This window comes from Okeania sp. SIO3I5, from assembly GCF_010672085.1.
Classification (GTDB): Bacteria; Cyanobacteriota; Cyanobacteriia; order Cyanobacteriales; family Microcoleaceae; genus Trichodesmium.
In genome coordinates, this window is sequence record NZ_JAAHHT010000231.1 from 1 (window position 1) to 15,539 (window position 15,539).

At 36.2% G+C, this 15,539-nt stretch carries 17 protein-coding genes; 13 read left to right on the forward strand and 4 right to left on the reverse strand.

Annotated features, from left to right (window positions below):
* Positions 1–7: 7 nt before the first annotated feature.
* The gene (locus tag F6K40_RS41670) at positions 8–115 is read right to left on the reverse strand and encodes a transposase-like zinc-binding domain-containing protein (protein WP_483143771.1); all 108 of its coding nucleotides are present in this window, start codon (positions 113–115) and stop codon (positions 8–10) included.
* A 199-nt stretch (positions 116–314) separates the two neighbouring features.
* Between F6K40_RS41670 and F6K40_RS32440 the strand changes: the two genes are divergently transcribed.
* Complete coding sequence (locus F6K40_RS32440; RefSeq protein ID WP_293142066.1) at positions 315–1,181, forward strand: polysaccharide deacetylase family protein; 867 nt, start codon at positions 315–317, stop codon at positions 1,179–1,181.
* Between the two features lie 617 nt (positions 1,182–1,798).
* Here F6K40_RS32440 and F6K40_RS32445 read toward each other — a convergent pair.
* Positions 1,799–3,415: a cation:proton antiporter gene (locus F6K40_RS32445; protein ID WP_293142068.1), complete on the reverse strand. Its 1,617-nt coding sequence runs from the start codon at positions 3,413–3,415 to the stop codon at positions 1,799–1,801.
* A 177-nt stretch (positions 3,416–3,592) separates the two neighbouring features.
* Here F6K40_RS32445 and F6K40_RS32450 point away from each other — a divergent pair, with 177 nt between their 5' ends.
* From F6K40_RS32450 to F6K40_RS32485, 8 genes are all read left to right on the forward strand, one after another.
* Positions 3,593–4,648 carry a DpnII family type II restriction endonuclease gene (locus F6K40_RS32450; RefSeq protein ID WP_293142070.1) on the forward strand — a complete coding sequence of 352 codons (1,056 nt, stop codon included), beginning with the start codon at positions 3,593–3,595 and terminating at the stop codon, positions 4,646–4,648.
* A gap of 5 nt (positions 4,649–4,653) precedes the next feature.
* Positions 4,654–5,943 (forward strand): DNA (cytosine-5-)-methyltransferase, encoded by a 1,290-nt coding sequence (gene dcm / locus F6K40_RS32455; RefSeq protein WP_293142072.1) that lies wholly within the window; start codon positions 4,654–4,656, stop codon positions 5,941–5,943.
* A 314-nt stretch (positions 5,944–6,257) separates the two neighbouring features.
* A complete protein-coding gene (locus tag F6K40_RS32460) occupies positions 6,258–6,587 on the forward strand; it encodes a hypothetical protein (protein ID WP_293142074.1) in 330 nt (109 codons plus the stop codon).
* 509 nt (positions 6,588–7,096) lie between these two features.
* Complete coding sequence (locus F6K40_RS32465; RefSeq protein ID WP_293142076.1) at positions 7,097–7,951, forward strand: M48 family metalloprotease; 855 nt, start codon at positions 7,097–7,099, stop codon at positions 7,949–7,951.
* A 140-nt stretch (positions 7,952–8,091) separates the two neighbouring features.
* On the forward strand, positions 8,092–8,478 hold the full coding sequence (locus F6K40_RS32470) for a hypothetical protein (protein ID WP_293142078.1): 387 nt from the start codon (positions 8,092–8,094) through the stop codon (positions 8,476–8,478).
* Positions 8,479–9,490: 1,012 nt separating this feature from the next.
* Complete coding sequence (locus tag F6K40_RS32475) at positions 9,491–9,730, forward strand: hypothetical protein (RefSeq protein ID WP_293142080.1); 240 nt, start codon at positions 9,491–9,493, stop codon at positions 9,728–9,730.
* Between the two features lie 411 nt (positions 9,731–10,141).
* Positions 10,142–11,548 (forward strand): magnesium transporter, encoded by a 1,407-nt coding sequence (gene mgtE / locus F6K40_RS32480; RefSeq protein ID WP_293142082.1) that lies wholly within the window; start codon positions 10,142–10,144, stop codon positions 11,546–11,548.
* 384 nt (positions 11,549–11,932) lie between these two features.
* Positions 11,933–12,133, forward strand: a complete 201-nt coding sequence (locus tag F6K40_RS32485) for a hypothetical protein (RefSeq protein ID WP_293142084.1) — start codon at positions 11,933–11,935, stop codon at positions 12,131–12,133.
* A gap of 42 nt (positions 12,134–12,175) precedes the next feature.
* Here the strand turns inward: F6K40_RS32485 and F6K40_RS41155 are convergent, their stop codons facing one another.
* Entirely contained in the window at positions 12,176–12,382 is a 207-nt protein-coding gene (locus F6K40_RS41155) for a four helix bundle protein (protein ID WP_365673564.1), read from the reverse strand.
* Between the two features lie 75 nt (positions 12,383–12,457).
* Between F6K40_RS41155 and F6K40_RS32490 the strand changes: the two genes are divergently transcribed.
* Positions 12,458–13,054: a hypothetical protein gene (locus F6K40_RS32490; protein WP_293142086.1), complete on the forward strand. Its 597-nt coding sequence runs from the start codon at positions 12,458–12,460 to the stop codon at positions 13,052–13,054.
* 342 nt (positions 13,055–13,396) lie between these two features.
* The gene (locus F6K40_RS32495) at positions 13,397–13,957 is read left to right on the forward strand and encodes a COP23 domain-containing protein (RefSeq protein ID WP_293142088.1); all 561 of its coding nucleotides are present in this window, start codon (positions 13,397–13,399) and stop codon (positions 13,955–13,957) included.
* Here the strand turns inward: F6K40_RS32495 and F6K40_RS32500 are convergent.
* A complete protein-coding gene (locus F6K40_RS32500) occupies positions 13,936–14,127 on the reverse strand; it encodes a hypothetical protein (protein ID WP_293142090.1) in 192 nt (63 codons plus the stop codon). The two genes, F6K40_RS32495 and F6K40_RS32500, sit on opposite strands and share 22 nt — an antisense overlap.
* Before the next feature lie 207 nt (positions 14,128–14,334).
* Between F6K40_RS32500 and F6K40_RS32505 the strand changes: the two genes are divergently transcribed.
* Together F6K40_RS32505 and F6K40_RS32510 are read left to right on the forward strand one after the other, a co-directional pair.
* Positions 14,335–14,661 (forward strand): XisI protein, encoded by a 327-nt coding sequence (locus tag F6K40_RS32505; protein WP_293142092.1) that lies wholly within the window; start codon positions 14,335–14,337, stop codon positions 14,659–14,661.
* Between the two features lie 18 nt (positions 14,662–14,679).
* Positions 14,680–15,510 (forward strand): S1 family peptidase, encoded by an 831-nt coding sequence (locus F6K40_RS32510; protein WP_293142093.1) that lies wholly within the window; start codon positions 14,680–14,682, stop codon positions 15,508–15,510.
* Positions 15,511–15,539 lie beyond the last annotated feature (29 nt).

A 15,539-nucleotide genomic window follows, 5' to 3' on the forward strand; every position in this document is an offset into this window, starting at 1 on the left:
TAGACTTCTATAAACTGCCGACCACATTTAACACAGATAGATAGATATAATTTTGCTGATCTCCTCTATGACCATTTTTGCGGATATGTTTACTAGCACACTCTGGACATTGCATAGACTTAATTTATTTAGCACTATCTACATATTCCATTTTGCCTACCTATCTTATGAGTAGATTACTCAGTTCATCTTTCCATTTACCAACGCCGTATAATTTGCTATTTTGCGTAAGTCCTGTATTTTTTTCTAAATCCTGAATTATACTAATGCTATCAGATTTGATATAATTTCAATCAAATGGAGCAAATAAAACTATGTCACGCAAGCTTTTCATCATAATTACCATGATGTTTTTAGGGCTTTCTTGGTTAACAAGTCCAGCCCTAGCCGATCATGAAGTTCAATTGGCCTTGGCCAACCCAACAACACCTAAAGTCGTTTTCCGGCTTGATGATATCCAGGATTGGTACTGTAATGAAGCTCAACAAGAGATTATAAAGGTATTCGCTGACTACTCTGTAGATGGTAAAAGCAGCCCTCAGGGTATTTCCATTGGAATTATTGGAAATGTGTTTGGAGAAGATGTTGCTCATGTAGAAGAAATCCAAGAAATTATGGCAAATCTAGGAGATAGTGGTGAAGTCGTTTCTCATAGTATGACTCATGAGGATTTCTCGGAAAAAACAATAGAAGAACAGGTAAGGGAATTGGAGGATTTCAGGGAATTGATAGGAGACACATATTTCCCAGAAAAGGAAGTAAGGACATTTATTGCCCCATTTAACGCATATTCTGAAGATACTACGATTCCAGCGATGAAGGAGGCAGGGTACGACATTTTGTCAGCCCAATGTACTCCAAATTTCTGCTACAATGAAGGAGATCCTACTTCTAACCCTGCATACTTACCTGCTGCTGCTTCAACGGGCGGATGGGATGTGCCATATAAGATTCAACCGGCAAGCGAAATTTTTGCAGAAATCCAAGAGCAGATAGAAATAAACAACTGGAGTGTAGTAATGATGCACCCATTTGAGTTCACGATGGAAGATCCAGATGATACAGAAGTGAATCCTGATGCGATAGAAACACTTAGAGAATTGATAGGAATATGTCTTGATAATGGATATGAGGTTGTAACTTATAGCCAGCTTGTCGATAGTGTTCTGTCAAGCTATTAAAAAGGTTCTGTTCTATCAGTGCTGATCCGTCTAAGTATGTAGCCTGGAAACTAGGCAAAAAAATTATCACGCGTAGACCCAAAAGGTAGATCCCAACATTGTTGGAAATGTCTGAATAAAGTCTCTAAAAGTTGATCAGAACGCTGGCATTCCTGTGCTAAATGTGGACAGGAATTAGACAGAGACTATAACTCAGCACTCCTAATACAAAAAATAGGATTGTTGTCAACACAGGAGGAGGACATCACTTCTGTTAAAACTGCGGTCAGTTTTTCTCTGGCTGAAGAATCCCGCGCTCTCCATCCCCCCTAACCCCCCTTTGGAAGGGGGGAGGGGAGCGTCGGGAGTATGTCAAGAAAAAGATGCTCGATCTCAACCAGCTATATCATTGAGAGAACAAAGGAAGAGTCTAAAGCGAGTTCGCTGCTATCATTGCCGTTAATTCGGAAAATACCTTGATGAGATAGCGCGAACTTCTGCTTTAATTGAGTTTCTCAAAGTTTTGCTGCAAAGGTAAAAGGTATGTATTACCAAAGCTCTCAAAGGTGCTGTGACTAAGATGGATAAGGTAGCGATCGCTTTCCCAAAAGTGACTCGCTGTTTTTTTCCTTACACAACTACCTTTTTTCAACTACCACCACAGGAATTAAACTCCTTTCCAAAACTGCTTGAGACACGGAACCAACTAACACATTTTCCCATAAACGATGCCCTCTTTTTCCCATAACTATTTCTGCTGCTCCATACTCTCGTGCAACTGAAACTATTTCCTCGGATACGACACCTGCAACAGTTACAAACCGATACCGAATATCTGCCAAAAGTTGCCCTGTTTGCTGTCGCAGTTGCTCAATACTTTCGGCATCCTCAGACTGCATAACGTGCAACACGACAACTTCCCCATCACAACGTCTCGCCAACTCTGCAACTTTTAACAACACATCCACAGCAAGGGGTGAGGTATCAACGGCAGCTAACAAAACAATACGACGAGCGATCGCTACTTTTGTCGGATCGACTTCTCCTTTTTCTAACAGTTTTGGCGCAAAGGTAGGTATTGCCCAAGCTCCCAATGGTGCTGTGACTAATATGGATAGGGCAGCGATCGCTAATATTGTTTCTCCTCCTTCAATACCTGCTGCTAGAGGAATAGCTCCAATGGCAGCTTGCACGGTTGCCTTGGCGGAATTTCCAGGCAGCAAAAATAGACGTTCTCGCCAGTTCCAGTTACTGCCCAAAGTGGAGAGATACCAACCGAGCATTCGCCCGAATAAAGTGCCGATCGCTAAAATTAACAACCCTACCAACAAGACGTTTTCCAGCACTTGCAACGGGATACTAGCACCGAGCAAGACAAACAAAATTATTTGCGCTACCACCCACAAAGTATCAAAACCATTTCGTAACCGTCGCGCCAGGGGAGCATCAAATTCGATGACAAAAAATCCTGTTGCCATGACTGCTAAATAACCGGAAAATATAGGAAATTTTTCTGCTAATACGACTAACAAGAGAGCAAAACTTGCTGCGACTAAAGTATCCTGGGTGGCATTTTGAGTCCAATTTTGTTTGACTAAGAGCAATACTAATATTCGCGCGGTTAGCAACCCGGCGATCGCTCCGAGAATAATTTGTAAAATTACTTGAAAAGGTAATAGTTGTAATGCACTGAGAGTGATGTCACCAGGTAAAGTTATAGTGGTTGTTCCCTGGGATAAAAATGCCAGCAGTAAACTAAAAACTAACAACAGCAAAACATCTGACAAAGCACTACCCGTCAAAATTGCATCAGGAATACCTTTGGTGACGCCCCAACCCGAACTTTTGAGGCGCAACATTCCGGGAACAATAACTGCGGGAGATTCGGCACCGATGATACAACCTAATAACAACCCGGTGGCAAAGTCAAATTGAAGTAACCACATAGCTGCGAGGGCGATAACAATAGCTTCGCAGGTTGCGGGAAGAAAACCTAACCGCAGTGCTACAGTTCCTTGTTGTGCTAATTTTTCTCTGTCTAAACCTAACCCTGCTTTCATCAAAATAATTGTTACAGCGATCGTTCTCAGGGAGTCGGCAGCTTGCAAAATGCTAGAGTCGATGGTATTGCTAATTTTGGGACCTAATAATATTCCCACTAATACCATTCCGACGAGGGGTGGTGCTTTTAATCTAAAGGCAATTTCGCCGACAAAAAAGCCTATTAATAATATCAAAATAATACTTTCTAACATAAGAAAAAAGAGGAAAAAAGGATAAACTCAAAATGTATTATATATTATTAACTTAATGTACTATAAAATAATCAATTAATCAAGCGATCTAGATTTATGAAATTGTGCAAAGTAACTTTTTCTTGTATAATTATTGAGATTTTTTGACAAATTTTTTATAATTAATGAAAAAATATAATGAATAACCCTAAAGAAGATTATAGAAAAACGTTTCTGGAATTAGAAAAAGCAGCATCAAAATTTTGGCCTACAGAATTAGCTGAAATGGAAGCAGAGTTAAGTATAATTCCATTGTTGTTAAAAACACAAGAGCAATTTATTCAAATCTTAAGCATTGATGTATTAGAATTAGAGGACTTATTTACAATAGTCAACTCTTCAGCTTTGTCAGGCAACTTATTTGTTAAGCATTTGGTTATTATGGCTGACTTTGGAGGAGAAATGCTTAAACGTATAAGTAGAGAATTTAAAAATTTGTTTCCTAATGAAGAAATGAAATATTACTGGAAAAATACTCAGCGCATTTATAAGTTTCAAGCTTTACCTACAAAAAGCTTAAGTAATCAAACTCTTAAAATTAATGGAAAAGACCTTTTTGTCAAACACTCTTTAGATGAAAGACAAAAAGATGCTATTGCGCTTCTTTTATTTGGAAGTTCTCATAACAATTCTAATCAAGAAATTTCTTCAATTTTAGCAAGATGTGAAATTGGTGATTATTTAGGTAAACCGAGTGAATTAGATAGTTTTATTAAGCAGCGATATATTTGGGTTAGTCGTATTACAGGGGGTGCAAAATCTAATGCTTTAGGTCATCTAGCACAAAAATTTGTTGCTCAGTACATAAAAGATGAAATTGGAATTACTGAAATTGAAGTTAAATCTGGTGCTACTTTACCTAATGTAACTCATACTGATCCAACTACAGGACGTTTAACTTCATTTGATATTGTAGTCAAAAAAAAACAGAAATATATAGCTATAGAAGTAAGTTTCCAAGTAACTACTAATAGTGTTATTGAACGTAAAGGAGGACAAGCAAAAGCTCGTTACGAACAAGTTGAAGCAGCAGGTCACAAAATTGCTTATGTTATAGATGGAGCAGGAAATTTTGAAAGACAGTCAGCTTTACAAACAATTTGTTTACATAGCCATTGCACTGTGGCATTTTCTAAAAATGAGTTGTCAATTCTTTGTGATTTTTTGAGAGATTACTTAGGCAGTAATGATTGAAAAAAATGGAAAATTTACATACTATTTCTAACAATTATCAAATGACAAAAATTTGCTTTATTGATTTATTTGCTGGCATTGGTGGAATGAGATTAGGTTTTGAACAAGCTGCCGAATATTTAAACATTGAAACTGAGTGTGTATTAAGCAGTGAAATAAATCCTGACGCTGGTTTAGTTTATCAGAAAAATTTTGCAGAATTTCCTTTAGGAGATATCCGCAAAATTGAAAAATTACCACCATATCAAATATTATTAGCAGGATTTCCTTGTCAATCTTTTTCTTATGCTGGAAAAAAAGCTGGATTTGGGGATACTAGAGGTACACTGTTTTTTGAAATTACCAGGTTAATAGATACATACAAACCTCAAGGTTTTATATTTGAAAATGTCCGTGGTTTGCTAACTAATGATCAAGGTAGAACTATCGAAACTATTAAACATGAAATTCAAAGTAGAGGCTATAGTTTTGACATATTTTTATTGAATAGCGCGAATTTTGATTTACCCCAAAATCGTCTCCGAGTTTATATCTTAGGAGTTTTAGATAGTACGCCGAAATTTAACTTAATTTCTGACCTTGGTCCGAAAGATTCTCATTCTTATCATCCCCAACAATTATCTTTATTTTATCCTCTGAAAAAATCTATAACTGTGGCAGATGTTTTGGAAGATAATCCAGATGAAAAATATAATTGTTCGGAAAAATTTGTCGCGGCCTTAAAACAAAGATTAAATGGAGATTTGAATAAATTACATGGCATGAGATTAATTGATTATCGCGGGGGAAATTCGATTCATTCTTGGGAGTTGGGATTGAGGGGTAAATGCAGTGTTGAAGAAATAGAATTAATGAACCGTTTTATTTTGAAACGGAGAAATAGTCAATTTGGTAAACATCAAGATGGTAAATTGTTGAGTCAGGAACAAATAGCTAGTTTTTTTCCTCATCCTCAGTTAAATATTTTGCTTAATTCTTTAGTGAGTAAAAATTATCTGCAAATAGTCGAATCCAAATATAAACCAGTGGCAGGTAATTTTTCTTTTGAAGTCTACAAGTTTTTAGACCCAGATAAAATTTCTGTAACTTTAGTGGCGAGTGATGCTAATAGATTAGGAATTTATAATCAAAATAGAATCAGAAAAATTACTCCGAGGGAAGCTGCAAGATTACAAGGTTTTCCAGATAAATTTATTTTGCATTCTGACGATAATAAGGCTTATTATCAATTAGGAAATTCTGTAAGTATTAATGTAGTTAAAGCCGTGGCTCAAGAATTGTTATTGAATATATAGTAGGGAAAAGGGAAAAGGGAAAAGCGAAAAGGGAATAGAGAACAGGTAAAGATTGCTTCCTTCCATCTTCCATTCCGTTCCAGTCGCAATGACATAATGGCATATAATTAACTTAGGATACTGAGAATTAGGGTCTATTTCAATTAAGCGATAAGTAATTATGGTCAAGAAGTGTAAATCGTCAAACATAAAGTGAATTTTCGGGTGCATCTCTTATGTTATTTGCCAAAATACTTTTTTTCTATTCCTTATTCCCTGTTCCCTGTTCCCTAAATATGTTATAAAAGTTTAGTTAAATTCAAAGGATAAATGTAATGGAAAATTCCCTAGAATCAAAAGCAGAACAATTAGCAGTAATCCAAGAAAATGCAGAAAAAATTGCAGCGATCGCCTCTGAAGGATATAAACAAATTGGAGAAAAAGGTACGGTAATAATTTTTAGACAATTAGAAGAAAATAGTACAGTTTTAGCAGACTGGCAAGTGAAGTTTAAACCTATCAGTCAAATCCCATCAATAATTACTGATTGGCAACAAATGGGTTTAGGAAAATTGATTAACAATTATAATCCAGAAGTAGCAGTAGTCTGTACTTTTTTATATCCAAATGGTAGTCATACCAGTTATCATTTTGGAATGGAATAAATCTTGATTAGGGGATTCAATAATTAATAATTATTAATTATTAAAAAGAATAGGATTGCTGAAAAGGAATTTTTTGGTTTTTTTTTCCTTGAAAAGAGAGGCTTTAAACCTTAATTTTTAGGTAAGAGAGTAGGGGATTAGGGGAGAAATAAACAAAGGTATTTAATTACAGCAGTTTCGGAGGCGCGTGAGGTACAAAAATTTTTTTTAAAAAAGCTGGAAACCTATTAGTAATGAGAGGTAACACAACCTTCCAGGTTGTTACAACCTTGAAGGCTCAACTGCAAGGATATAGATTAAACTTTAAGTGTACCTCACCATCCTCATGCATTGCTGTAAGTTGCTAGCTGAGTGTTAATAACTATCAAAGGAAAACCGAACCTTTTGTCAAGTTTTCCGATCATAAGTAGATCAATAATTATGGCTAAAATGAAATAGAAATCATAAAAAACTAAGAACCATTAGATAATATAAATAACAACCATTAGCCTTGAGAGGAGGCAACCTTTATGAACTTAGTCAAAACAGTTGCTTTATTAGGTATACTTAGCGCCCTATTAGTTACAGTTAGTTATTGGTTAATAGGTGGCACAACTGGTGCTACAATTGGTCTACTTTTAGCTGCAATAATGAACTTAGGTTCCTGGTTTTTCTCAGATAAAATTGCCCTAGCAGCTTATAATGCTAAACCAGTAAGTCAAGCAGAAGCACCTGCATTATATGAAATGGTAGAAAGACTCTGCCATCGCGCACGTCTACCTATGCCAGGTGTTTATATTATTCCTACTGCTTCTGCTAATGCTTTTGCGACAGGACGCGATCCCCATCATGCAGCAGTGGCAGTCACCGAAGGTATTATGAGAATTTTACCGGAGGATGAACTCGAAGGAGTTATTGCTCACGAACTCAGTCATATCAAAAATCGCGATACTTTTACTCAAGCGGTAGCTGCGACAATAGCAGGTGGCATATCTTGGTTAACCCAAATAGCTAGTTATGGAATGTGGTTTGGTGGAGGTTCGAGAAACGGTAACCGAGCTAACCCAGTAGTCATGTTATTAACCATCATGTTAGCTCCGGTAGCTGCAAGTATTGTACAAATGGCAATTTCTCGAACTCGTGAATTTTCTGCTGATGCGGGAGCAGGTAACTTGACTGGCAACCCCCGCGCTCTAGCTCTAGCTTTGCAAAGGTTAGAGCAAAATTCCCGACAAATGCCATTAAATGCTAATCCTGCTTTTGCACCATTATTAATTATCAATGGATTTTCCGGTAGAATGATGGCGAATTTATTTTCGACACACCCATCCACAGAAGCGCGGATTGAAAAATTGTTAGAATTAGAGCAGAAATTATTGGGATAAGTTAGAATTGAGAATTGAGAATTCAGAATTGAGAATTCAGAACTTAATTTATTACTGGGAGTAAGTTTGAGAACTGAATGCTTATAGCTATATAATGTAAGGTGTAACCTGTTAATTAGTAAAATTAGGAGCCAAAAATTATGACAGAACAAAATCAACCACAAGAGGGAGCGATCGTAGAAGTTGAGAACAAATCAAATCAAATTACTCCTACTTCTGGAGATAGTAACCCTCAGCAAGAAACCCAAGAATTGATGGAAGCAATCAAAAGATTAGCTCAGTCAGAAATGGAAACTGCTGGCGAGTTTACCCGTGAGAAGTATATTGAGGCAGTCAAACAAGCAAGAGAAACTATCGAACGGATCAGACTTATAGATCCTAAAGAAATAGAGAATGCGGGCAAGAAGCTAGAGAAAGATATTGAGACAAACTGGGAAACAATGGTTAAGGAAGTTCAAGATTTTGGCGATCGCTTAGTCAAAGCAGGCCAAGCAGCTTGGGATGTGTTGACTGCACCTAAAAAATAAGGTAGTGGTGCTCGCGTCATGGTAGAGCTACTGGGGGAGACCTGAAGATGGAGGGTGATGATTTTTTTACGGGCAAAACTCAACTGTCTTTGTATAAATTAAGATCGAAGCGTGAATACCAAGTTTACTCAATACCATTACGCTAGCAGAATTACCAAAAATAATTCACCAAATTCTCAGAAACAGAAAAATTTAGCATAGTAATAAATGTGGAGCGCGGACTGTACGCCCCACATTTTTTTTACAGCAGTTTCACGCCCGTGCGTGAGGTACAAAGCTTTACTATTTGTTAAAAGCTGGAAACCTGTTAGTAATGATATCATGTCCGGTAGCATCGGTATTGTATAGCAAAGGTAGGGAACTGGGAACACTTAACTGGGAACACTTAACTGGGAGGAATACTTAAGAGAGGGAACAGGTAACAGGGAGGAATATTTAAGATCCAGAAAAAAACTTAAATTTCCTGTAGATCTGAACCTTGTGGAATAGGCATCTTGCCTGTGCCGGTTTACACGCGACCATACAAGCGGACATGATATGAGTGGTAACACAACCTTCCGTTATATAATGTCCGGTAGCATCCGAGAGTGTATAAAATTAAGTCACAATAAGAAGAAACCCTTCAGCATAAGTGCCTTCTGCCCTCTGCCGTCCCTGCACCAAATAAAAATGGAGGAGTCAGGAGGAAATTTTTAGCTATAAGGAGGAGAAAGTTTTTTTACCACTAATTATCAGGACACTATCTAATTTCAATAATTATTTTTATTTCTTTTTAGCAGTCATTAATATATTTTTATACTAGATTTATTGGCGGATAGTTTTGATCTAATTAGTTTCAATGATTTGACTTTATTTTTTATTTTCGATAGCTCTATTCTTGCTTCTTTATTTTTTTCCAAAAGCTTGACATTTATTCATCTTGTTGTATAATTTTGATACGATCGTTATTAAAGAAAAAACTGTAGACGATTTGAGCAAGGATGATCTGAATGATTTTAATGTGAGGTCAAGCATGAAAAACAAACTAACAATAATCATATTTAGTATTATATTTGCTTTCATAAATACTGGATTTGCTTGGGTACAAGGAGTATTCCAAGAAATTAAAAAAACAGTTTCACTCAAAGTAGGTATCAGAAAAGATGCCTTTTTTTTCCGTTATATTTATGATGGTAAATCGTCAAGAATTTATCGAGAATTAATGAATGGATTTAAAGAAAATTTAGAACAAAAATTAAAATGTAGTGGGTAGTCAAAGAAACAAGGAGGAAGCAGGAACAAAAAAGCCATAAATTTCGGGTGGGTTTTGTACTATTTTTGGGAATAAATTATTAACTTCTATATCAACATTCCCCCGAAAAATTTGACTTTATTAACTTGTAGAATAAAGTTTATAGTAAGTTTTGTACTGTTTTTTATTTTTGACAATAGACATCTCCAAAAATAAAAAGTAAAGTCAATTATTATCCATAAATTATCAATTATTCTTCCCTATTCCCTATTCCCTATTCCCTATTCCCTGACTTCTGCAAGAAGTCAAATAAATTATCAACTTTTGTCTAAACCACCCCCTAAAAATTAGGACTTTATTAAGTCTAAGGAGAAAAAAGTTCCCTTAGCCTCTAAACTGAATTCATAAATCTATATCATAGGAGGGTTAGCTTTGATTGAAAATAATAACTATTCATCCCCTTCCATAGCCACTATTTCTCGTCAAGAATTACGAGAATTAGTTCGATCGCAACTTCAGACTCTACTAGAGCAAGATAACTTATCTGGAGCTAAAGCTATGCTGATCCCAGTACAGCCACCCGATATTGCTGAAGCGATCGAAGGTTTACCAGAAACTATGCAAGTTATTGCTTTTCGCTTATTGTCTAAACGTGAGGCGATCGAAGTCTATGAACAATTAGACTCCAGCGTGCAACAGTCTCTGTGCGAAAAATTCAAACGCCAAGAAGTCATAGATATTGTTGATAAAATGTCTCCGGACGATCGCGCCAAACTCTTTGAAGAATTACCTGCAACCGTTGTCCGACGTTTCTTAGGCCAACTCAGCCCCTCCGAACGCCAAGCTACGGCACAACTTCTGGGTTACGACTCTGGAACAGCAGGGCGGATCATGACTCCCGAATACATTTCTCTTAAAGAAGAATATACGGTTGCCGAAAGTTTAGAACGCATTCGATCGCTAGCAAACGTTACCGAAACAGTTTATTCTCTATATGTCACTGATACTAACCGCCATCTTACAGGTATTTTATCACTGCGAGATTTAGTCACCTCTCAGCTAAACAAAACTATCAGCGAAATAATGAATCGTGATTTTGTCTACGTACAAACTGGTACCGATCAAGAAGAAGTTGCCCGTGTTATTCAGCGTTACGACTTTCTGGCAATACCAGTGGTAGACAGCGAACAACGACTCGTGGGGATTATTACCGTTGATGATGTTCTCGATATTTTGGAACAGGAAACTACTGAAGATATTTATGCTTTAGGTGGGGTGCAGTCTGATGGCGATAATTATTTTCAGGTAAACTTATTTACTGTTGCTCGCAGAAGGGTAGTCTGGTTATTTGTCTTGTTACTGACAAATAGTGTTACAGGTGGAATTATTACAGCGCAAGAAGATATTCTGCAAAAAGTAGTTGCTTTAGCAGCATTCATTCCATTATTAACAGGTACTGGTGGAAATGTGGGGGCGCAATCTTCGACTGTTGTCATTCGCGGTATGAATACCGATGAAATCTGGAAAATCGGACGATGGCGAGTGATTCTGCGTGAAGCTGCTGCTGGTGGAATGCTTGGATGTATTCTCGGTTTATTGGCAACAGTTTGGGCTTACTTATTTATTGTCAATGGAAATTTAGAAGTATCAGTGACGGTAGGAGTAAGTTTGGTTGCAATCTCAATTTTGGCTTCTGTTGCTGGCTCCTCTTTGCCATTCCTGTTTCGTTCGTTTGGGTTAGATCCAGCCTTAATGTCAGCACCGTTTATTACAACTGCTGTGGATGTTCTCGGTGTTTTGATTTATTTTAATTTGGCACGAATAATTCTACAAATATGAAAGAGGGAAGGAGTCAAGATTGAGTAATGAGTAAGGAGTAATGAGTAATGAGTAATGAGTCAGGATTGAGTAATAAGTCAGGGTTGAGTAATGAGTTAGGAGTAATATAAAATCCGGTTATACAGTAATCGCATTCAAAAATCCTCAACTAAAATATGTGTTTGCTAGAAGCACGAATTTAAAAATTTATGCATTTTCATTTCCTTTCTTACTCCTAATTCCTACCTCCTACCTCCTAACTCCTTACTTCTTACTCCTTACTCATTACTCATTACTCATTACTCATTACTCCTCAGTAATACGATAACTAATTACCCGGATTCTATATAAGGAGGGGAGAGGATTACAAATATTGAGTAATTATGACGATTTGAGATTTTTTTTATGTCCAATCAAGCGGATTTGATATCAGGAGGGAAAAGAATAGAAGTCAGAAATCAGGAGATTGCCTACGTTGTTCAATTGCAGCAATGTATGAATCTAGTAATTTATCTCAAATCCGGTAGCATCGGTGTTATTCAGTATTTAAAGATAAGAGTTTACATCGTAGGGGCGAATGGCATTCGCCCCCTAAGCATTGTATGACTACGACAGAATTATGTTACTCCGAAGCCAACGGATTTGATATTACTTACTTCTTCGATCGGGTAGTAGAAGTTCTGAAGTATTCCCATATTCAAGGTAATTTGTCAGAACTAAGTAATATCGACTTTCTTTTAAGGAACCTTGCGCAATATTCAAGAATCGAATTTTATCTGCTAACCCTTTTTTCCGAATCCTTCTTCCTTCTTTCATTCTGACTCCTGACTCCTGTCTCCTGACTCCTTCTTTCATTCTGACTCCTGTCTCCTGTCTCCTGACTCCGATTTTGATATGATAACTGATAACCGATAATTGATAACTGAAAATATGTTACACCGCCTGCGTTTTTTAGAAATCCTGGAATATATTTTTCTTGCTGCTTCTGCCGTCGGAATTTTTGGTAATTATATGTTTGAGCAACCAGTTATTTATCCAGTAGGATTTATTTTTACATCTTTATTTTTAAATCTGTTTAACAGACGAAAATTAGCAGCACAAACTAAAGCAATTAAATTTGATACAACTGGGAAAATAGATGAATATCAAAAGTCAATTTCTGAAATTATTGTTGACTTACAAAATAGTATCAATGATTTTCAATCCACAACTAAAGAATTAGAAATAAACCAGCAAGAAAAGCAAATTAAAATTTTGCTGGAAACAATAAAAAGTTTATCGAATCGATTAGATATTCAGGAGCAAACTATGAAGCTATTGCAAACTGAATTAGATTTGCTTTCTCAGCAGTTTAAGCGACGACCCGAACTACAACAAATTAACGATTTAACAAGTGTAATTATTGATTTACAACAGTTTATTAATCAATTGCCAGAGTGGAGTGACTTAAAGCAAAAACAGTTGCAAAAATTGGAGGAAAAAGTTAATCTAGCTTTGCATAAACTTGAGGAAAATATCGAAAACTAACTGATAATAGATTTGTTTGTAGTAGAGCTTGAGCAATATCTATACTTATGGCTAAAGTTCTACTACAAACTTTAAAGTTTTAAGCCTATAAAATCTTACTTTTGATTTTTGCTGTGAAATGCTATCTCTTGCTATTTGAGAATTTTTACGATAATTTCTGGAATAATATCGGGTAGGTATTGTAGTTAAAATATTTGTGAATAAGTTAACTCTTTTAGAACTTAGGCAGAAATCTGGTTTATGAACTAAAATTTGAAATATCAACTATTAAATTAGGGTAATAAACCCGATTTCTTGGTTGGGGCGGATCTATATATTTTTATTAGTAGAGGAGTACGATATATGAATTTTAAATCTTTCAAACGATGGGCGACTATTGGTTGTTTTAGTTTAGCTGTAGTTGCTGGTCTAACTCAGCATAGTCAGGCCCAACAAGCTAGTCGTTTTGCTAGTTTCTACTGTGGTACTGATAATGGTAAACCTGCTACTATTGCAGACCATCCTATCAGGGGGGAGATAACTCTAATTATTGGGGAAAGCGACTATTTCATCAATGCTGGATATGACCCCAAGAGACGTTGCCGTGAAGTTTCTGATAACTTTGAGAAGTTTCAACAGACAGGTGATTTGAGTAAAATTGTTCCTGGTCGTGCAAAGAACCAACCTGTATTATGTGCTATTGGTAGTCTAAGTAACTATACTGGCAATTGTCCTAGTTCTAATATTTTGATGACTCTTATACCTGGTGATAATGCTCAAGGAATGGTTAATCAAATAGGTGAATTAAATGTCAAAGATTCTATTGATCCTCTGAGACATTCAGCTAGTATTTTTGAACAATATGGGGATATAAAAGTTATTAATATTGATTCAATGTTGAATTATTCTCCACCTACTAAATAATTTATTTGGTTTGGGTTTTGTCTAGATAATGTAGGTTGGGTAGAACAAAGTGAAACCCAACCTACAATTATTAATCTACAATTATTAATCCGTATATCCGTGGCAAAATCAGTGTGAGCGACGATCGTTTGAAAATAATACAAACAACTTAATCCGTGTATCCGTGGCATAATCCGTGTGAGCAACCCAACCAACAATTATTAATCCGTATATCCGTGTCCAAATCCGTGTGAGCAACCCAACCAACAATTATTAATCCGTATATCCGTGTCCAAATCCGTGTGAGCAACCCAACCTACGTTTATTACTCAAAGAGCGATCGCTATAAATAACTTACAACTAATTGTTTATAATCCAGACATTGAGGAAATTATCAAATGGCAATAGACTATAGTCAAATTATCCAAACTATTATCAAAGAACAAGCTTCTTTGCAAAAGTCTAGCTATGTTCGGGTAGAGACAATTTTCGATACTGAGCGTCATCATTACCTCTTAGTACAAGTTGGTTGGGCAAGAGATCGCTGGGTATATGCTTCTATTTTGCACCTAGATATTATTGATAACAAAATATATATTCAACAGAATAACACAGAGGAATCTGTAGCTGAACGTTTAGTTGAATTAGGAATTTCCAAAGAAAATATAGTGATTGGTTTCCATTCTCCTTTCAAAAGAAAATTTACAGATTATGCAGTTAACTAAATTTATATTAGTCAGGTAATGAAGGTAAAATTTTCATTCAAAACAGTTAGTATCTTGAGTGTATTTTGGACAATTTTATTCTTGTCTGTAGAACAAGCGATCGCTCCTAAACGTCTTTCTTTTTTACATCAAAAAATAGGGCAAAAACAACTTTGTAAAACTGCTGCACAATTTACGGTTAAAATTATTTCTGGTGAGGCTTGGGGAACGGGAATTTTAGTGCAGAAACAGGATAATATTTATACTCTGGTAACTAACGGTCATGTGCTGAAAGATAAGGCGGAAAAGTTTATTATTGAAACTGGGGATGGTGAATCATATGAAGCAAGTTTATTGGTGAATTTTCATCATGGTGAAACAACGGGTAATGATTTAGCAATTTTGCAGTTTAATAGTTGGAAAAATTATCCAATTGCTAGTTTGGCAAAGTGGGAAAAAGAGGAACGAGTAATGGCTGTTGGTTTTCCTACGGATGTTAATCTTACTAATTCTAATAATGGCGGTTTAACCTGTACTAAATTTGGTGATGTTGATAAAAATTTAGCCAAACCGATGCAGTCGGGATATCAAATTGGATATAACTTGAGTATTTATAATGGCATGAGTGGCGGACCTTTATTAAATAATTATGGTCAGTTAGTCGGAATTATTGGTATGGGAGAGCCGATTATTTTTGTTAATCCTGATATTTATCTATATAGAGATGGTTCGCGGGTGACAGAATCTTTGCCTGTTTCTCCAGAGGAAGCTTTGGATTTTTTATCTAGTTTAAGTTGGGCTATTCCATCAGAAACTTTGGTTGATTTATCCCCTTCTGGATTAGAATTGAATTTGGATTCCGGGAGATAGTTACAATCCCCCTAAATCCCCCTTTGTAA